Below are 18,022 nucleotides of genomic sequence, written 5' to 3'. Positions count from 1 at the left end.
GAGGACTGGACATGCGCTGGCTGAAATTCACCGCCTCCGGCAAAACTTCCTGGGGAATCGTCGAAGGCGACCAGGTCATCGCAATCGACGGCGACCCGTTCGGCGAATGGCAGCGCACCTCGCGCGCGCATCCGCTATCGCAGGTCAAGATCGAGCTGCCGCTGATCCCGCGCACCTTCTATTGCGTCGGGCTGAATTACCTCAAGCACCTGAAGGAAGCCGCCGACAAGCGCGGCGAGATTCCGGCGGTGCCTGACCGGCCCGAGATCGGCTATCGCGCGCAGAACGCGCTGATCGCGCACGACGAGGACGTCGTGATCCCGTCCTTTGCGACCGAGAAGATCCATTATGAGGGCGAGCTCGTCGTCGTCATCGGCAAGAAGGTGAAGCACCTCACCAAAGAAAACGCGATGGATTGCGTGTTCGGTTACACCATCGGCAACGACGTCAGTGAGCGTTCCTGGCAAAAGGCCGACCGCAGCCTGTGGCGCTCGAAGAATGCCGACACGTTCAAGCCGATGGGCCCGTGGATCGAGACCGAGGCCGATCTCGCCAAGATGGAAACGGTCGTCCGGGTCAACGGCCGGGAGACCAACCGCTTCGCGACCCGCGACATGATCTTCGGCGTAGCACCGTTCCTGGTCGAGCTGACGAAATATTTTACGTTGTGGCCCGGTGACGTGATCTGGATGGGCACGGACGGCGCCTCGCCTGATATGAAGCACGGCGATGTCGTCGAGATCGACATCACCGGCATCGGGACGCTGCGCAACAGGTTCGTGCGGGAGGGGCGCTAAAGCATGATCCGGAAAAGTGCGCAGCGGTTTTCCGAAAAGATCATGCTCAAACAACAACCTAAAGCGCGATGAGGATCAATCCTAATCTCATCGCGCTTTAGATCAGGCCGTCGTCCCCGAGCGACCCTTCACATGATCGATAAAGGCTCGCAGCTTCGGCATGATCTGTCGGTGACCGGGATAGTACAGGAACACACCCGGCGTCATCGGCGCGAATTGCTCCAGCACAGGGATGAGCTTCCCCGCCGCCACGGCGCTCGCGGCCAATGGCGCGGGCATCTGCGCAAGACCCACGCCTTCGATGGCGGCTCCGAGCATGGTGGGAAAATCATTGGCGATGAAAGGTCCCGAAACGACGATCTCGATCGAACGACCTTTGTCGTCGAGCGACCAGGAAGCGAGCGCACCGTTCGATCGGCGCAACCTCATGCAGGCGTGTCCACGCAAATCGTCGGGGCGCTCGGGACGACCGCGGCGAGCGAGGTAGGCCGGACTGCCGACGATGACGAGAGGCAGCGGCTTGGTCAGGCGCACCGCGACCATGTCGGGGGCGATGAACTGGCCCATCCTGATGCCGGCGTCAAACCCTTCGGCGGCGAGGTCGACCAGCTCTTCGCTCGCGGCTAGCTCCACCTCGATCTCGGGATATGCCTGACAGAACGAGGCCACCAGCGGCTCCAGCAGGATCGGCACCACCGCGCGCGGCACGGTGAGACGCAGCAGCCCGGCCGGCCGCTGGCCAAGTTCTCGCGCCGCACCGCTTGCCGCGACGAGTTCCTCGAAGGCGGGCCGTGCGCGCGCAAAGAATCTCTCGCCGGCTTCGGTTAGGCCGACACTTCTGGTCGTGCGGATGAAGAGCGCGGCGCCGACCCGCGTCTCGAGCGCACGCACCGCCTGGCTGATGGCCGACGGCGTGACTCCGAGCTCAGCGGCCGCCCGGCGGAAGCTGCGATGCTGGGCGACACTCAGGAACGCCTGCACGCCGTCGAGCGCGCCCTGCCTGACTGTGAAGTTTTGCTTCATAGCCCATCAACATTATCGCGAATAGTGCCGCGCGGAAAGCGGTCTTACATCCGAATTGCTGATGAGCCGTACCGCTGCGTGCGCCGACATCGGCGACATCACGGCGACCGCCGTGACTGGAGACATGAAGCCGATGAAGACAATCCGCAACGTCGTATTGGCACTCACCCTCACACTGACAGGCGCTACTCTCATGGTCGATTCATCCCAAGCCCAAGCACAAGCACAAGCCACGTCGCCGACAACCGCGGTCATGGTCATCCTGACCGTCAAGCCGGGCATCACCCGCGAACAGGTGATGGCCGTCATGCCCGACGAAGTCAGGCAGACAGTTCAGCTCTACCTCAACGGGACGGTTCGAGAATGGTATTCGCGGTCCGACGGGCGCGGAGCCGTGTTCCTGCTGAACGTCAAGGACGTTGCCGAGGGACACGCGATCATGGATGGCCTGCCGCTCGCCAGGCAGGAGCTCGTCGACCACGAATACATCGCAGTCGGCCCGCTGATGCCGCTCCGTCTGCTCATGACGAAACCCTGAGCGTCCGCCGACGCGCGCCGTCTCGATCTCACCCGGCCGGACAAACAATCGCAAGGAAATCCCAAAGTGCCTCCGAGCTTCAACCTTCCATTCGTGCTCAGCGTCGCCGGCGCTTTGCTGACAAGCGCGGTGGTGGCTGCCATCTACGTCTGGCCGGCACTCCGCGCCATGCCGCGCTATGACGCCTTGAGGCTTCTCGCAGCCTTCAACGCGTTCAGGTTCCTCGGCTTGAACTTCATGGTGGCCGGATTCGTATCGGCGGAATTGAGCCCGGATTTCGCCGCCGAGGTCGGCTGGGGCGATCTCATCGCCGCCACCCTCGCCCTCGTTTCGATGGCGGCCCTCTCCTGGCGATGGTCGATGGCCATTCCGCTGGTCTGGATATTCAACGTCTGGGGCACGCTGGATCTTCTGAACGCCTACTACATGGGCGTGACGAAAATCCAGAATCCCGGCCTGTTCGGCGCCGGCATTTACATTCCGGCTGTTTACGTGCCGCTGCTGCTCATCAGCCACGTTCTCGTCTTCATGATTCTGCTGGGGGCCGGATCTGAAGCAAAAACGGCGTGACACGATCAACGGTGCCGTAGGATGGGTAGAGCGCAGCGAAACCCATTACCTGCTTCGTCGCGGAAAGAGCTTGATGGGTTTCGCTATCGCTCTACCCATCCTACGAAGCCTCATCAGAACGGCAGCGTCACGCCGGTCTTGATCTCCTTCAGCACCACGTTGCTGCGGACGGTGCGGATGCCGGGAATGCGGAACATGAACTCATCGAGGAAGCGGTTGTAGGCCGTCATGTCCTGCACGACGACGCGCAAATGGTAGTCGGCATCGCCCGTGGTCGCAAAGCACTCCAGCACCTCGCGGCGCTTCGTGACCCGGGCCACAAACTCGTCGACGAACTTGGCATCGTGCCGCTCCAGCGAGACGTGGAGGATGGCGGACATCGCAAAGCCCGCACGCTCGCGCGCGACCAGCGCCGCATAACCCTGGATGACGCCGCTCTCCTCCAGCGCCCGCACCCGGCGCCAGCAGGCCGAGGTGGACATGCCGACTTCTTCCGCGAGCTGCTGGTTGGTCGCGCGGCCATCCTTCTGAAGGTGGGCGAGTATTCGCGTATCCTGTTCTTCGATCATGAAGGCCTCTCAGATCGGGAACATCTACCAAATTTGATGGCCTAACGCAAAATTCTACCGGATTTGTGATCAACGCGGGAAAAATAGGCAAGACCTACCAGCCTCCCAAGCATAACCTTCCATCATCGGGCAGGATGCCGCGCGAGGTCCGCCATGGACGCCATTTCGTCACTCGACACTTACGAGCTCTCCGACCGCTACGACCGCGAGGAGGGCCGTGTCTTCCTCACGGGCACGCAGGCCATCGTCCGCATTGCGCTCGACCAGATCAGGCGCGACCGTGCCGCGGGGCTGAACACCGCCGGCTTCATCTCCGGCTATCGCGGCTCGCCGCTCGGCGGCATCGATCTCGAGCTGTGGCGCATCCAGGAGCGATTGAAGCGCGATGCAATCGAATTCCTCCCCGCCGTGAACGAGGACCTCGCCGCAACCGCGGTGCTCGGCTCGCAGCAGGTCGAGACACAAGCCGACCGCAAGGTCGATGGCGTGTTCGGGCTCTGGTACGGCAAGGGCCCCGGCGTCGATCGCTCCGGCGATGCGCTCAAGCACGGCAACGCCTACGGCTCCTCGCCGCATGGCGGCGTGCTGGTGGTCGCCGGCGACGACCATGGCTGCGTCTCCTCGTCGATGCCGCACCAGTCCGACGTCGCCTTCATGAGCTGGTTCATGCCGACGCTGCATCCGGCCAGCGTCGGCGAATATCTCGAGTTCGGCGAATATGGCTATGCGCTGAGCCGCTTCTCCGGCATGTGGGTCGGCTTCAAGGCGATCTCGGAGATCGTGGAATCAGGCGCCTCCGTCGCACTGCGCCCGCCGCGCGCCTTCCGCACGCCGGACTTCACGCCGCCGCCGGGCGGGCTGCACTATCGCTGGCCCGATCTGCCGGGGCCGCAGATCGAGGAGCGCCTGGAAGCGAAGAAGCACGCGGTCTACGCCTTCGCAAAGGCCAATCCGATCGATCGCCATATCTACGACATCCCCAATGCCAGCTACGGCATCGTCACCACGGGCAAGGCGCATCTCGATCTGATGGAGGCGCTGCGGCTGATGGGGCTCGACGAGGCCGCCTGCCGCAGCATCGGCATCGACATCTACAAGGTCGGCATGGTCTGGCCGCTGGCGCTGCACGACGCGATGGAGTTCGTGAAGGGCAAGCGCGAGATTCTGGTGGTCGAGGAAAAGCGCGGCATCATCGAGAGCCAGTTCAAGGAATATTTCTACGACTATCCCGGTGCCAAGCCCGAGCGCATGGTCGGCAAGCACGACGAGCGCGGGGCACGGCTGATCTCCTGGATCGGCGAATTGTCGCCGCGTGCGCTGGCCGGCGTGCTCGCGCGCCGGCTCGATCCGATGTTTCCCGGCCTCAATCTCGCGGCCCGTGCGGCGGCCTTGATGCCGGAGGCCGCGCGCACGATCAACGTCGCCGGTGCAACACGCACGCCGTATTTCTGCTCGGGATGTCCGCACAACATTTCGACGAAGGTGCCGGAAGGCTCGAAGGCGCTGGCCGGCATCGGCTGCCATTTCATGGCGAGCTGGATGGACCGCGAGACCTCGTCGCTGATCCAGATGGGCGGCGAGGGCGTGAACTGGGCGGCATCGTCGCGATTTACCGGCAACAGGCATGTCTTCCAGAATCTCGGCGAAGGCACCTATTACCATTCGGGCTCGATGGCGATCCGTCAGGCGATCGCCGCCAAAGCCAACATCACCTACAAGATCCTGTTCAACGACGCCGTGGCGATGACCGGCGGCCAGCCGGTCGACGGCCCCATCAGCGTGCATGCCATCGCGCACAGCGTCCGTGCCGAAGGCGTCGCGCGCATCGCGCTGGTCTCGGACGATCCCGCGCAGTTTGCTCCGGCGGACCTGCCCAGCGGCGTCACCATCCATCCGCGCGAGGAGATGGATGCGGTCCAGCGCGAGTTGCGCGATATCCCGGGCGTCTCGGTCCTGATCTACCAGCAGACCTGCGCCACCGAGAAGCGGCGGCGGCGAAAGCGCGGACAGCTCGCCGACCCCAAGCGCTTTGCCTATATCAACGACCTCGTCTGCGAAGGCTGCGGCGATTGCTCGGTCGAGTCCAACTGCCTCAGCGTCGAGCCGAAGGAGACGCCGTTCGGCCGCAAGCGCCGGATCAACCTGTCGACCTGCAACAAGGACTTTTCCTGCCTCAACGGCTTCTGCCCGAGCTTCGTCACCGTCGAAGGCGCCACGCGACGCAAGAAAAGCGCAAGCGAGATCGACGCAGTCGGCCGCGCGGCCACGCTTCCCCTGCCCGTCACCACAACGCTCGATCGACCCTACGATTTGCTCGTGACCGGCGTCGGCGGCACCGGCGTGATTACGGTCGGCGCACTGATCGGCATGGCCGCGCATCTGGAACGGCGCGGCGTCTCGGTGCTCGACTTCACCGGCTTTGCGCAAAAATTCGGTCCCGTGCTGAGCTATATCCGGCTTGCCGCGTCGCCCGACGCGTTGCATCAGGTCCGCATCGACCAGGGCGCGGCCGATGCGCTGATCGGCTGCGACCTCGTCGTCAGTTCCTCGCCCAAGGCATCCGGCACCTATCGCCGCGGCAGCCGCGCGGTGGTCAACATAGCGGAGATGCCGACCGGCGACGTCGTCCGCTTCCGCGATACTGATCTCGCTTCGCCCGCGCGCATGCGCGCGATCGGCCACGTGATCGGAGAGAGCAATCTCGACACCATCAACGCCAATGCGCTGGCCGAACGGCTGCTCGGCGACGCCGTCTATGCCAACATCATCATGCTCGGCTTTGCCTGGCAGCACGGGCTGGTGCCGGTCTCGCTATCCGCACTGCTGCGCGCGATCGAGCTCAACGGCGTCGCGGTCGAGCGCAACAGGCAGGCCTTTGCCTGGGGCCGCATCGCCGCTGCCGATCCGGACTTCTTGCCGGAGGCGAGCGCGACGCCGCAAGCCGAGACGCTGGACCAGATCATCGCCCGGCGCGCCGATTTCCTCACCGCCTACCAGGACGAATCTTATGCGGCGCGCTACCGGACAATCGTCGCCAAGGTCCGCAACGCCGAAACGGCCGTGAACAGCACAGCGCTGACCGAGGCGGTTGCCCGCGCCCTGTTCAAGCTGATGGCCTACAAGGATGAGTATGAGGTCGCGCGCCTGCATATGCAGAGCGGCTTTCGCGACGAGCTGAAGCGCGAATTCGAGGACGGCTTCAGCATCCAGTATCACCTCGCCCCGCCGTTCCTGTTCTCCAAGCGCGATGCCCGCGGTCGTCCGCGCAAGCGCGCCTTCGGCCAGTGGATCCAGACGCCGCTCGCCGTGCTGGCACGGTTGAAGGGATTGCGCGGAACGCCGTTCGACCCGTTCGGCTACACGCATGAGCGGCGCGCCGAGCGGGATTTGATCAGCTGGTATGAAGGCCTGATCGAACGCATGCTCGGCAATCTCGACGCAGCGCGACTGTCCGACCTCGTTATCATCGCAAAAGCGCCGATGGAGATCCGTGGCTACGGACCCGTGAAGGACGCCGCGATCGCCAAGGTGAAGCCCGAGGTCGAGCAACTCGTTGCGAATTTGACGACATCGGTAATGCAAAAGATGCGCGCCCACGATTGACGCGGCACCAGCGAGGCCTCAGCCTCCGGACTTTAAGGGGCGCCCGTTGGCGCCTCCGCAAATCAGGTGACGCATCATGGATCTCGACCAGTTGACCCTGAGCCAGGCCGCCGCCGATCTTCGTGCCGGAAAAGTTGCGAGCACATCACTCACGACGGAAGCTCTCGCCCGCGCCAAGGCCCACGCCGATCTCAACGCCTTCGTGACTCTGGACGAAGCTGGCGCGCTGAAGGCCGCCGCCGCATTCGACGCGAGCAGCGACACGAGCAAACCACTCGGCGGCGTTCCCATCGTGATCAAGGACAATATCGAGGTTGCCGGACTTCCGTGCAGCGCCGGCACACCCGCGCTGAAGGACTACATTCCGAAGGCAGACGCGCCCGTGGTTGCCAAGCTGCGCGCCGCAGGCGCGGTCATCATCGGCAAGACCAGCATGCACGAGCTTGCTTTCGGCCTCTCCGGCTACAACACGGCGTTCAAGACCGGCGCGGAGTTCGGTGTGCGCAACGCCTATGATCGCTCGCTGATCGCCGGCGGTTCCTCGTCCGGGACCGGCGCTGCGATCGGCGCGCGGATCGTTACCGGTGGGCTCGGCACCGACACGGGCGGTTCGGTCCGGGTGCCCGGCGCGCTGAATGGATGCGCCTCGCTGCGCCCGACGGTCGGCCGTTATCCGCAGCAAGGCATCGCGCCGATCTCGCACACCCGCGACACCGCAGGCCCGATGGCCGCGACCATGGCAGATGTCGCGCTGCTCGACCGTGTCGTCGCCGGCGGCGACGATGTTACACCGGCGGATCTGAAGCAGGTCCGCATCGGCATCGTGAAGACGATGCTGACCAATCTCGATGCCGACACCGAAGCCGCCTTCCACGCGGCGATCGCGGCCATGAAGGCGCGGGGCGTCACCATCGTCGAGATCGCGATGCCGCAGCTCGCCGAACTCAACGGCCAGGTCAGCTTTCCCGTCGCGCTGTACGAGGCCTATGACGATCTGGTGGCATATCTCGAGCATACCGGCACCGGCCTCAGCATCGAGGCGCTGGCGAAGGACATCTCCAGCGCCGACGTCAAGGGCATCTATGATGGCTTCGTGATCCCGCGCAAACTGCCGGCTCCCGATGGCACGCTGCTCGACGCCAAGCCGCTCTATGACGCCGCGATCAAGACCGGGCGGCCGGCGCTTCAGGCGCTCTACAGCGACACGTTTGCCGCCAACAGGTTGGACGCCATCGCCTTCCCGACCACGCCGCGCGTGGCGATTGCCTCCAATCCCGACTCCAGCAGCTTGGAAAATTTCGGCCTGATCATCCAGAACACCGATCCCGGTAGCAATGCCGGCATTCCCGGTATCCAGATTCCGGTCGCGCTGGGCGCCACGAGCAAATTGCCTGTGGGTCTCGAGCTGGACGGCCCGGCAGGCAGCGATCGCCGCTTGCTCGCGATCGGCGTCGCGCTCGATGCCGTGTTTGGGAGATTGCCGCCACCACGTTGACACCTCCGTAGGGTGGGCAAAGCGAAGCGTGCCCACCATCTGTCGCGATCATTGACAGATCGTGGGCACGGCGCTTTGCGCCTTTGCCCACCCTACGGCACTGATGGCCGCGTCTCACGCATACGGATTGACCAGCTTCTGCTGCTCGGCGCTGTGGTGCACGAGCAGGTCGATGAAGGTCCTGACCTTGGCCGACAGATGATGCCGGTGCGGATAGACCGCGTTCATCGACAGCTCGACCGGCCGATATTCCGGCAGCAACCGGATGAGCCGGCCGGCGTCGAGATCGTCCTGGACGAGGAACCCGGCCATCAGGCAGACGGCAGCACCCTCCAGCGCCACCCTGCGCAGCGCCTCCCCGCTGTTGGTGACGAAGCTGCCGGAGATGCGCACCGCGGCCGGCGCGCCCTTGCGATCGAAGAAGCGCCACTCGTCGCCGAACGGATAGTTCAGGTGACGGCCGCAATTATGCGCGGTGAGCTCGTCGAGCCGCTGCACCCGGCCGTGCTTGTCGAGATAGTCGTGGGAGCAGCACAGCACGTGGCGCCAGGTGGCGAGGCTCCGCACGATCAGGCTTGAGTCGGGCGGCGGGGTCATGCGCAGCGCGACATCGTAGCCCTCCTCGATGAGATCGACATCGGCCTCGCCCATGCGCAGGTCGATCTTGAGCTCGGGATAGGCCGACAGCAGCTTCGCCACCACAGGCGCGACGAACGGCACCATGTGGGTCGCGACGTGGATGCGCAGCGTACCGCGGGGCACCGATTGCAGTTCGCTCGCGATGTCGTCGGCCTGTTCGATGTCGGCGAGGATCTGGACGCAGCGGTCGTAATAGGCCTTGCCGATCTCGGTGAGGTTGACCTTGCGCGTCGTGCGGTGAAGCAGCCTCACCCCGAGCCGGTCTTCCAGCGCCTGAACGTGATTGCTCACCATGGTGGTCGACATGTTGAGCTTACGGGCGGCTGCGGAGAAGCCGCCCGTCTCGACCACCCGGCTGAACACTTCGAGACTCGTCAATCGATCCATGGCCGCCGATTATCCCATTTCGATCGACAATCGGAGCAAATTCACCCCGATTATCTACACACGCCCTCGTCCCGCTCGCAGCTCCGTCCGAGCGCTAGGGGTTGGCAGCAATCGCGCGACAAACGTGGCAATCGCTCTGGGGCAGTCGTCGGCCTGCTTCGGTAGACCATCACAAGCCGGGAACAACGGTGCGGACTATCCACCCTTGATGGATAATCCTTCCCGAATTTCGCAAATTATCACCAGAGCCGGAACGAACGATAGTCTCAGCGAGCCGATAGGAGACTGCCATGTCCGAGATGCCCCGCACCGAGAATTTCGAGCAAGCGACTGAAATTGTTCATGATTACGCCAAGACGCCGCCGGCTATGCCGGCCCGGAACATGGTCCGGCGCGTGGCATTGGCTTTCGCGCTCCTCGCAGGCACGGCAGCGATTGCCTATTACGGCCACGACTACTGGACCAACGGCCGCTACCTCGAATCCACCGACGACGCCTATGTGAAGGCCGACTCCACGATCATCGCGCCGAAGGTCTCCGGCTATATCGCCAAGGTGCTGGTCGGCGACAATGAGCGGGTCAAGGCCGGCCAATTGCTGGCGAAGATCGACGACCGCGATTTCAGGGCGGCGCTGAACCAGGCGAGAGCCGACGTCGCCGCCGGCGAAGCCTCGGTGCGCAACATCGATGCGCAGCTCGAACTGCAGCAGCCGATCATCGAGCAGAGCACAGCCGATGTCGCCGCCGCCGACGCCAATCTGAAATTCGCGCAGGAGGAGCGCGCCCGCTACGACGACCTCATGAAGTCAGGCTCCGGCACGATCCAGCGCGCGCAGCAGACCGATGCGGCGCTGCGCGCCAGCAACGCGCAATTGCAGCATGCCAAATCCGGTCTCGTCGCCGCGCAGCGCAAGGTCGACGTGCTCACCACCCAGCGCGCCCAGGCCGCGGCGCAACTCGACCGCGCCCGCGCGGTCGCACAGCAGGCCGCGTTGAATCTGTCCTATACCGAGGTCACCGCGCCGGTCGACGGCATCGTCGGCGCGCGCAGCTTGCGCGTCGGCCAGTTCGTGCAGGCCGGCACGCAATTGATGGCGGTGGTGCCGCTCGATGCGGTCTATGTGGTGGCGAACTTCAAGGAGACGCAGCTCACACATGTTCGCCCCGGCCAGCCGGTCGAGCTCCGCATCGACAGTTTCCGCAACCAGACCCTGCGCGGCCATGTCGACAGCCTGTCGCCGGCGAGCGGTTTGGAATTCGCGCTGCTGCCGCCTGACAACGCCACCGGCAACTTCACCAAGATCGTGCAGCGTGTACCGGTGAAGATCGTGCTCGACGACCACAGCCTGACCGGCCTGCTCCGGCCCGGCATGTCGGCAGTGCCGACCGTCGACACCAAGCAGACGGTGCTGGCCGAGCGCGACACGGCCAGGCGTCTCGCCGAGAACGCGCCTCGCAAGAACGGCAGCTGAGGTCGGAAGACTGGCGGGACTATCAATTCCTGCCGGACGATCCTTCCCCAACTTCCGCGATTATCGAAACCAATCGCCTGACGCATCCTGTCTCCATATCCGAGACGAGGCTTCCATGAGCACGCTCCAACCCGCCCTCAACGCCGCCTCCGCCGCCACCATCCCTGCTCCGGCCGCGCCTGCCGCGCCCGTCATTTCCGCAAAGACCTGGATCGCGGTGATCGGCGCCACGCTCGGCGCCTTCATGGCGGTGCTGAACATCCAGATCGTCAACGCTTCGCTGGCGGACATCCAGGGCGCGATCGGCGCCGGCATCGACGACGGCGGCTGGATCTCGACCTCCTATCTGATCGCCGAGATCGTGGTGATCCCGCTATCCGGCTGGCTCGCGCAGGTGTTCTCGATCCGGATTTACCTGCTCACCAACGCGGTCCTGTTCCTGGCCCTGTCGGCGGCGTGTGCGCTGGCGCAGGATCTGCCGCAGATGATCGCGCTGCGAGCCGTGCAGGGCTTTACCGGCGGCGTGCTGATCCCGATGGCGTTCACCTTGATCATCACGCTGCTGCCGCGCGCGAAGCAGCCCGTGGGCCTTGCCATGTTCGCGCTGTCGGCGACGTTCGCACCCGCGATCGGCCCCACCATCGGTGGCTATCTCACCGAGAATTTCGGCTGGCAATACATTTTCTACGTCAACCTCGTGCCCGGCGCGGTCATGGTCGCCATGCTCTGGTACGCGCTCGAGGCAAAGCCGATGAAGCTGGCGCAGCTAGCGGAGGGCGACTGGGCCGGCATCATCACCATGGCGATCGGCCTGTCCGCGCTTCAGACCGTGCTGGAGGAAGGCAACAAGGACGACTGGTTCGGCTCGCCCTTCATCGTCAAGCTCAGCGTGATCGCAGCCGTGGCGCTGACCGCATTCCTGATCATCGAGCTCACGGTGAAGAAGCCGCTGCTCAATCTGCGCCTGCTCGTGCGCCGCAATTTCGGCTTCGGCATGCTGGCGAATTTCCTGCTCGGCATCGCGCTCTACGGCTCGGTGTTCATCCTGCCGCAATATCTGGCGCGCATTCAGGGCTACAATGCCGAGCAGATCGGCTTCGTGCTGGCCTGGACCGGATTGCCGCAGCTCCTCCTGATCCCGCTGGTGCCGCGCCTGATGCAGAAGTTCGACGCACGCATCATCATCGGCATCGGCTTCGCGCTGTTTGCGGCATCGAGCTTCATGAACATCACCATGACCAACGACTATGCCGCCGATCAGCTCTTCTGGCCGAACGTCGTTCGCGCCATCGGCCAGGCGCTGGTGATGGCACCGCTGTCGGCGGTCGCGACCGCGGGCATCGAGGCGGAGAACGCCGGCTCGGCCTCCGGCCTGTTCAACATGATGCGCAATCTCGGCGGCGCCGTCGGCATCGCGCTGCTCCAGACCGTCTTGACCAAGCGCGAGCAATATCACTCCAATGTGCTGATGCAGTCGGTCTCGGTGTTCGAGCAGGCGACGCGGACGCGGTTGGAACAACTCACGCAGTATTTCGTCAATCACGGCGTCCTCGACCGTGCGGATGCCGCCCATCGTGCCTATGTCGCGATCGGCCATACCGTGCAGAAGCAGGCTTTTATTCTCGCCTTCAGCGACACCTTCTATCTGCTCGGCATGGCGCTGATCGTCGCGCTCGCCGCCGTCCTGTTCCTGAAGAAGGCCGGCCAGACCTCGGCCGGCGGAGCCCACTGACCTCAACCCAGCAAGCAAGGAGAACGACCATGAAACCGCGCATGAACTTCTACCAGGCCGCCCCCGACACGATGAAGGCGCTGATGGCGCTGGAGGAGCAGATCCAGTCGACGGGCCTCGAGAAATCGCTGATCGAGCTCGTCAAGATCCGCGCCTCGCAGATCAACGGCTGCGCCTTCTGCATCAACATGCACACCGAGGACGCCCGCAAGCGCGGCGAGACCGAGCAGCGCATCTATCTGCTCAACGCCTGGCGGGAGTCCCCGCTCTACAGCGACCGCGAGCGCGCCGCGCTGGCCTGGACTGAAGCCGTGACGCTGATCTCGGAGACGCACGCGCCTGACGAGACTTACGAGCAGGTCCGCGCACAATTCTCCGACGCGGAGACGGTGAACCTGACCATGCTGATCGGCGCCATCAATGCCTGGAACAGGCTGGCGATCGCGTTCCGCGCCGTGCATCCGGTGAAGGTGAAGGCGTCGGTGGCGTAGGTATTCACGACTGTCATGCCCCGCGAAGGCGGGGCATCCAGTACGCCGCAGCCTTCCGGTTCAAGCACTGACGTCTCGGAGTACTGGATCGCCCGGTCAAGCCGGGCGATGACAGCGGAGAACGCGGCTTAGACCGCCGTCGCCTTGGCGAACTCCACGTAGATCTCGCGCAGGCGCGTGGCCATCGGGCCGGGCTTGCCGTCCCCGACCTTCTTGCCGTCGATCGCGACGACCGGCTGAACGAACAGCGAGGCCGAGGTCGCAAAAGCCTCCTTCGCGGCCAGCGCCTCTTCCACGGTGAAGGAACGCTCCTCGACGCGGAGCTGGCGCTCCTCGGCGAGCGCGACCACCGCCTTGCGGGTGCAGCCCGGCAGGATGGCGTTTGAGTTCTTGCGGGTCACGATGACGTCGTCCTTGGTGAGGATGAACGCCGAGGACGAGCCACCTTCAGTGACGTAGCCGTCTTGCAGCATCCAGGCCTCGCCCGCGCCGGCTTCTGCCGCGGCCTGCTTCGCCAGCACCTGCGCCAGCAGCGCTACGCTCTTGATGTCGCGCCGCTCCCAGCGGATGTCGGGCACCGTGATCACGTTGATGCCGGTCTTGGCCGCGGCCGCATTGATGATGTCCTTCTCGGAGGTGAACATCACCAGGCTCGACTGGACGTCGCCCTTCGGGAACGCGAAGTCGCGCCCCTTGTCGGCGCCGCGCGTGACCTGGAGGTAGACGAGGCCGTTCTCGACCTTGTTGCGCGCGATCAGCTCCTTCTGCAGCTCGGTGATGCGCTCGACGGTCTCCGGCAGCTTCAGCTTGATCTCGCCGACCGACCGTTCCAGCCGCGCCAGATGCGAGGCGTTGTCGACCAGCTTGCCGTCGAGCACGGCCGAGACCTCGTAAATGCCGTCGGCAAACAGGAAGCCGCGGTCGAGGATCGAGACCTTGGCGTCCGAAAGCGGGACGAATGAACCGTTGACGTAGGCGATCGAGTCCAAGGCGGGTCTCCTGGCGGGAAAGGGGGATTTGGCGCGCTTATACGCCAGTTGGGGGAGCCGAGCACCCCTCTATTCGTCATTCCGGGGCGGCGCGAAGCGACGAACCCGGAATCCATTTCACCTCGCGTACTGCCGCCCAATGGATTCCGGGCTCGCGACTGCGTCGCGCCCCGGAATGACGGCGGCGCTAGTGCGACAGAATCTTCGACAAGAACTTCTGCGCGCGGTCGCTGCGCGGCTTGCCGAAGAAGTCGTCCTTCGGAGCGTCCTCGACGATCTCGCCGCGGTCCATGAAGATGACGCGGTTGGCAACCTTGCGGGCAAAGCCCATTTCGTGGGTCACGACCATCATGGTCATGCCTTCGCGGGCGAGGTCGACCATGACGTCGAGCACCTCGCTGACCATTTCAGGGTCGAGCGCCGAGGTCGGCTCGTCGAACAGCATCACGATCGGGTCCATGGCAAGCGCACGCGCGATGGCGACGCGCTGCTGCTGGCCGCCGGAGAGCTGGGCCGGAAATTTCTGCGCCTGCTCCTTCAACCCGACGCGCTCCAAGAGCTGCATGCCCTTCGTCACCGCCTTGTCGTGCGACCGGCCGAGCACCTTCTCCTGCGAGAGGCAGAGATTGTCGATGATCTTCAGGTGCGGGAACAATTCGAAGTGCTGGAACACCATGCCGACGCGCGAGCGCAGCTTCGGCAAATTGGTCTTGGGATCGTTCACCTTGGTGCCGTCGACCAAAATGTCGCCGCTCTGGAACGGCTCCAGTGCGTTGACGCATTTGATCAGGGTCGACTTGCCCGAGCCGGAGGGGCCGCAGACCACGACCACCTCGCCCTTGGTAACGTTGGTGGTGCAGTCGGTCAGCACCTGGAAGGTCGGGCTGTACCATTTGTTGACGTGGCTGATTTCGATCATGTGCTCTCAGACCCTGCGGCAGACTTGGTTCACCTCTCCCAAGGGGAGAGGTCGGCGCGAAGCGCCGGGTGAGGGATTCAGGTCTATCGTTGGCGCAGAACCCCTCACCCGGATCGCTGACGCGATCCGACCTCTCCCTATGGGAGAGGTGAAGGGCACCGCATGTCGCGATATCAATTTCACATCACACCTAGCGGATGATGGCGATGCGCGCCTGGAGGCGGCGGACGCCGAAGGACGCGATACAGGAGATGGTGAAGTAGACGACGGCTGCGAACAGATACATTTCGACCAGACGGCCGTCGCGCTGTGCGACCTTGCTCGCCGCGCCCAGGAAGTCCGTGATCGAGAGAACGTAGACCAGCGAGGTGTCCTGGAACAGCACGATGGTCTGCGTGATCAGGACCGGCAGCATGTTGCGGAAGGCCTGCGGCAGCACGACGTAGCGCATGGTCTGGGCGTAGGTCAGCCCCAGCGCGCTGGCTGCGGCCGGCTGGCCGCGCGAGATCGACTGGATGCCGGCGCGCATGATCTCGGAGAAGTATGCGGCCTCGAACATGATGAAGGTGATCAGCGAGGACGCGAACGCGCCGACGCTGATCGGGCGCGAGGCGCCGGTCAGCCACTGCCCGATATAGGGCACCAGAAAGTAGAACCAGAAGATCACCAGCACCAGCGGCAGCGAGCGCATGAAGTCGACATAGATGCCGGCGATGCGGCCGAGCAGCTTGAGGCCGGACAGGCGCATCAGGGCGAGCGCCGTGCCGAACACCAGGCCGCCGAACGCGGCGAGCGCGGTCAGCGTCAGCGTGAAGGTCATGCCCTCGTAGAACAGATAGGGCAGCGCGCGGCGAATGACGTCGAAATCGAAATTGCCGAGCATCGCTTATTTCCCCGTGATGTAGCCGGGGATCGCGACCCAGCGCTCGAGGAAGCGCATTCCGGTCACGACGACGGCGTTGACGAGGAGATAAAGGATGGTCGCGGCGGTGAAGGCCTCGAACACCTGGAACGAGAATTCCTGCATCGAGCGTGCCTGGCCGGTCAGTTCCAGCAGGCCGATGGTGATCGCGACCGCCGTGTTCTTGATGGTGTTGAGGAACTCGGAGGTCAGCGGCGGCAGGATGATGCGGAATGCCATCGGCAGCAGCACGTAGCGATAGCCCTGCACGGTGGTCAGCCCCAGCGCGGTCGCCGCCATCTTCTGCCCGCGCGGCAGCGAGCCGATGCCGGCCTGCAACTGCACGGCGACGCGCGCCGACATGAACAGACCAATGCCGATCGCCGCCGTCCAGAACGGCGCGTTCGGCAATTGCTTCAGCCAGAGGCCCGCGGCCTTGGGCAGGATTTCCGGCAGCACGAAGAACCACAGGAACAGCTGCACCAGCAGCGGCATGTTCCGGAAGAATTCGACGTAGCAGAAGCCGAACCAGTAGGCGCCCTTCGAGGGCAGCGTGCGCATGACGCCGACGATCGAGCCGGTGATCAGCGCGATGATCCAGGCCAGCACCGCGGTTTCGAGGGTCAGCACCAGTCCCGACAGCAGCATGTCGAGATAGGTACCGGTCCCCATCGGGTTCGGCTGGAAGAAGATTCCCCAGTTCCAGTTGTAGTTCACGTGTCCCCCGCGCGAACGCGCCAGTCAAAAATGTCCCGGCGCCTATGCAAATGTCCGGCCACTTCCCTCCAGAACGGCCGGCATGTCTTCCCTCTCTCCGCTTGCGGGGAGAGGGTGAGGGGGGTTCTCCGCGAGGAAGGTGATAGTTAGACTCGTGGAGAGTCCCCCTCACCCGGAATCCGCGCGTTCCGCGCGAATTCCGGCCTCTCCCCGCACGCGGGGAGAGGCAAACGGTATCTTACTTGTAATCGTCCGGGTTCGGCGAGTCCGAAGGCTTGGCGAACTCGTTCTTCAGCTCGGAGGAGATCGGGGTGTTGAGGTTCAGGCCCTTCGGCGGGATCTTGGCCGTGAACCACTTGTCGTAGATCTTCTGGGCCTCGCCGGAGGTGTAGAGCGCAGCGGTCGCCGCATCGACCACCTTCTTGAACGGCGCGTCATCCTTGCGCAGCATGATGCCGTAGGGCTCGGGTTTGGAGAACGCGTCCTTGGAGACGGCGTAGTCGTCCGGCGCCTTCGAGCCGGCGACGAGGCTGGCGAGCAGGATGTCGTCCATGACGAAGGCGACGGCGCGGTCGGTCTCGACCATCAGGAAGGCTTCGGCGTGGTCCTTGGCCGGGATGATGTTGGCGCCGAGCTTCTTCTCGACGTTGGCCTCGGTCAGCTGCTTGATGTTGGTGGTGCCGGCGGTCGAGACCACGGTCTTGCCCTTGAGGTCGTCGATCGACTTCAGGCCGCTCGACTTCTTGAAGACGTAGCGGCTGGCGGTCAGGAAGTGGGTGTTGGTGAAGGCAACCTGCTTCTGGCGCTCGGCGTTGTTCGTGGTCGAACCGCATTCGAGGTCGATGGTTCCGTTGGCCATCAGCGGAATACGGGTCGCCGACGTGACCGGGTTGAGCTTGACCTCGAGCTTGTCGAGCTTGAGCTCCTTCTTCACGGCATCGACGATCTTGTAGCAGATGTCCATCGCGAACCCGACGGGCTTCTGGTTGTCGTCGAGATAGGAGAACGGGATCGAGGAGTCACGGAAGCCGAGCGTGATGGCACCGGTGTCCTTGATGTTCTTCAGCGTGCCGGTCAGCTCCTGGGCCCCGGCCTGGCTGACGGCGAAGGTCGCGGCGAGCGCGAGCCCGATGCTACGGAAATGTTTCACTTTTTTCTTCCCCTTTCAGGATGATGCGGC

The 18,022-nt window shown here is 64.2% G+C and carries 16 protein-coding genes; 8 read left to right on the top strand and 8 right to left on the bottom strand.

Going from position 1 to position 18,022, the window contains the following annotated elements:
- Positions 1–11: 11 nt before the first annotated feature.
- Positions 12–797, top strand: a complete 786-nt coding sequence (locus tag AAFG16_RS05420) for a fumarylacetoacetate hydrolase family protein (protein ID WP_283083851.1) — start codon at positions 12–14, stop codon at positions 795–797.
- A gap of 102 nt (positions 798–899) precedes the next feature.
- Here the strand turns inward: AAFG16_RS05420 and AAFG16_RS05415 are convergent, their stop codons facing one another.
- Complete coding sequence (locus tag AAFG16_RS05415) at positions 900–1,820, bottom strand: LysR family transcriptional regulator (protein WP_342737868.1); 921 nt, start codon at positions 1,818–1,820, stop codon at positions 900–902.
- 61 nt (positions 1,821–1,881) lie between these two features.
- On the opposite strand from AAFG16_RS05415, the gene AAFG16_RS05410 reads away from it, so the two are divergent.
- Together AAFG16_RS05410 and AAFG16_RS05405 are read left to right on the top strand one after the other, a co-directional pair.
- Entirely contained in the window at positions 1,882–2,358 is a 477-nt protein-coding gene (locus AAFG16_RS05410; RefSeq protein WP_342737866.1) for a hypothetical protein, read from the top strand.
- A gap of 132 nt (positions 2,359–2,490) precedes the next feature.
- On the top strand, positions 2,491–2,928 hold the full coding sequence (locus AAFG16_RS05405; RefSeq protein ID WP_283083848.1) for a hypothetical protein: 438 nt from the start codon (positions 2,491–2,493) through the stop codon (positions 2,926–2,928).
- A gap of 113 nt (positions 2,929–3,041) precedes the next feature.
- Here the strand turns inward: AAFG16_RS05405 and AAFG16_RS05400 are convergent, their stop codons facing one another.
- Entirely contained in the window at positions 3,042–3,497 is a 456-nt protein-coding gene (locus AAFG16_RS05400) for an Lrp/AsnC family transcriptional regulator (protein WP_283083847.1), read from the bottom strand.
- Positions 3,498–3,650: 153 nt separating this feature from the next.
- Between AAFG16_RS05400 and AAFG16_RS05395 the strand changes: the two genes are divergently transcribed.
- The gene (locus AAFG16_RS05395; RefSeq protein ID WP_342737864.1) at positions 3,651–7,100 is read left to right on the top strand and encodes an indolepyruvate ferredoxin oxidoreductase family protein; all 3,450 of its coding nucleotides are present in this window, start codon (positions 3,651–3,653) and stop codon (positions 7,098–7,100) included.
- Between the two features lie 76 nt (positions 7,101–7,176).
- Positions 7,177–8,595, top strand: coding sequence for an indoleacetamide hydrolase (gene iaaH, locus AAFG16_RS05390; protein ID WP_283083845.1), 1,419 nt, complete (start codon positions 7,177–7,179; stop codon positions 8,593–8,595).
- A gap of 114 nt (positions 8,596–8,709) precedes the next feature.
- Here iaaH and AAFG16_RS05385 read toward each other — a convergent pair whose 3' ends face one another.
- Positions 8,710–9,621 carry a LysR family transcriptional regulator gene (locus AAFG16_RS05385; RefSeq protein ID WP_283083844.1) on the bottom strand — a complete coding sequence of 304 codons (912 nt, stop codon included), beginning with the start codon at positions 9,619–9,621 and terminating at the stop codon, positions 8,710–8,712.
- Positions 9,622–9,911: 290 nt separating this feature from the next.
- Between AAFG16_RS05385 and AAFG16_RS05380 the strand changes: the two genes are divergently transcribed.
- From AAFG16_RS05380 to AAFG16_RS05370, 3 genes are all read left to right on the top strand, one after another.
- Positions 9,912–11,093 (top strand): HlyD family secretion protein, encoded by a 1,182-nt coding sequence (locus tag AAFG16_RS05380; protein WP_283083843.1) that lies wholly within the window; start codon positions 9,912–9,914, stop codon positions 11,091–11,093.
- A 115-nt stretch (positions 11,094–11,208) separates the two neighbouring features.
- Positions 11,209–12,825: an MDR family MFS transporter gene (locus AAFG16_RS05375; RefSeq protein WP_342737861.1), complete on the top strand. Its 1,617-nt coding sequence runs from the start codon at positions 11,209–11,211 to the stop codon at positions 12,823–12,825.
- Between the two features lie 29 nt (positions 12,826–12,854).
- Entirely contained in the window at positions 12,855–13,316 is a 462-nt protein-coding gene (locus tag AAFG16_RS05370) for a carboxymuconolactone decarboxylase family protein (RefSeq protein ID WP_283083841.1), read from the top strand.
- A 128-nt stretch (positions 13,317–13,444) separates the two neighbouring features.
- Here the strand turns inward: AAFG16_RS05370 and AAFG16_RS05365 are convergent, their stop codons facing one another.
- The 5 genes from AAFG16_RS05365 to AAFG16_RS05345 form a co-directional block, all read right to left on the bottom strand.
- The gene (locus AAFG16_RS05365) at positions 13,445–14,305 is read right to left on the bottom strand and encodes a D-amino-acid transaminase (protein ID WP_283083840.1); all 861 of its coding nucleotides are present in this window, start codon (positions 14,303–14,305) and stop codon (positions 13,445–13,447) included.
- Between the two features lie 187 nt (positions 14,306–14,492).
- Positions 14,493–15,224 (bottom strand): amino acid ABC transporter ATP-binding protein, encoded by a 732-nt coding sequence (locus AAFG16_RS05360; RefSeq protein ID WP_027562972.1) that lies wholly within the window; start codon positions 15,222–15,224, stop codon positions 14,493–14,495.
- A 190-nt stretch (positions 15,225–15,414) separates the two neighbouring features.
- Complete coding sequence (locus AAFG16_RS05355) at positions 15,415–16,107, bottom strand: ABC transporter permease subunit (RefSeq protein WP_027562971.1); 693 nt, start codon at positions 16,105–16,107, stop codon at positions 15,415–15,417.
- Positions 16,108–16,110: 3 nt separating this feature from the next.
- Positions 16,111–16,842: an amino acid ABC transporter permease gene (locus tag AAFG16_RS05350; protein WP_027562970.1), complete on the bottom strand. Its 732-nt coding sequence runs from the start codon at positions 16,840–16,842 to the stop codon at positions 16,111–16,113.
- Positions 16,843–17,080: 238 nt separating this feature from the next.
- Positions 17,081–17,992, bottom strand: coding sequence for an amino acid ABC transporter substrate-binding protein (locus AAFG16_RS05345; protein WP_342737854.1), 912 nt, complete (start codon positions 17,990–17,992; stop codon positions 17,081–17,083).
- Positions 17,993–18,022: the final 30 nt, after the last annotated feature.

It is taken from the genome of Bradyrhizobium sp. B117, from assembly GCF_038969555.1.
Classification (GTDB): Bacteria; Pseudomonadota; Alphaproteobacteria; order Rhizobiales; family Xanthobacteraceae; genus Bradyrhizobium.
The sequence above is the reverse complement of the archived record's forward strand: the minus strand, read 5'-3'. Positions and strand labels throughout refer to the sequence as shown.

Bases quoted from the DNA above. Each gene is read 5' to 3' on its own strand.
- AAFG16_RS05420 (WP_283083851.1), top strand. From the start codon at position 12: ATGCGCTGGCTGAAATTCACCGCCTCCGGCAAAACTTCCTGGGGAATC.
- AAFG16_RS05415 (WP_342737868.1), bottom strand. From the start codon at position 1,820: ATGAAGCAAAACTTCACAGTCAGGCAGGGCGCGCTCGACGGCGTGCAG.
- AAFG16_RS05410 (WP_342737866.1), top strand. From the start codon at position 1,882: ATGAGCCGTACCGCTGCGTGCGCCGACATCGGCGACATCACGGCGACC.
- AAFG16_RS05400 (WP_283083847.1), bottom strand. From the start codon at position 3,497: ATGATCGAAGAACAGGATACGCGAATACTCGCCCACCTTCAGAAGGAT.
- AAFG16_RS05395 (WP_342737864.1), top strand. From the start codon at position 3,651: ATGGACGCCATTTCGTCACTCGACACTTACGAGCTCTCCGACCGCTAC.
- iaaH (WP_283083845.1), top strand. From the start codon at position 7,177: ATGGATCTCGACCAGTTGACCCTGAGCCAGGCCGCCGCCGATCTTCGT.
- AAFG16_RS05385 (WP_283083844.1), bottom strand. From the start codon at position 9,621: ATGGATCGATTGACGAGTCTCGAAGTGTTCAGCCGGGTGGTCGAGACG.
- AAFG16_RS05380 (WP_283083843.1), top strand. From the start codon at position 9,912: ATGTCCGAGATGCCCCGCACCGAGAATTTCGAGCAAGCGACTGAAATT.
- AAFG16_RS05375 (WP_342737861.1), top strand. From the start codon at position 11,209: ATGAGCACGCTCCAACCCGCCCTCAACGCCGCCTCCGCCGCCACCATC.
- AAFG16_RS05370 (WP_283083841.1), top strand. From the start codon at position 12,855: ATGAAACCGCGCATGAACTTCTACCAGGCCGCCCCCGACACGATGAAG.
- AAFG16_RS05360 (WP_027562972.1), bottom strand. From the start codon at position 15,224: ATGATCGAAATCAGCCACGTCAACAAATGGTACAGCCCGACCTTCCAG.
- AAFG16_RS05355 (WP_027562971.1), bottom strand. From the start codon at position 16,107: ATGCTCGGCAATTTCGATTTCGACGTCATTCGCCGCGCGCTGCCCTAT.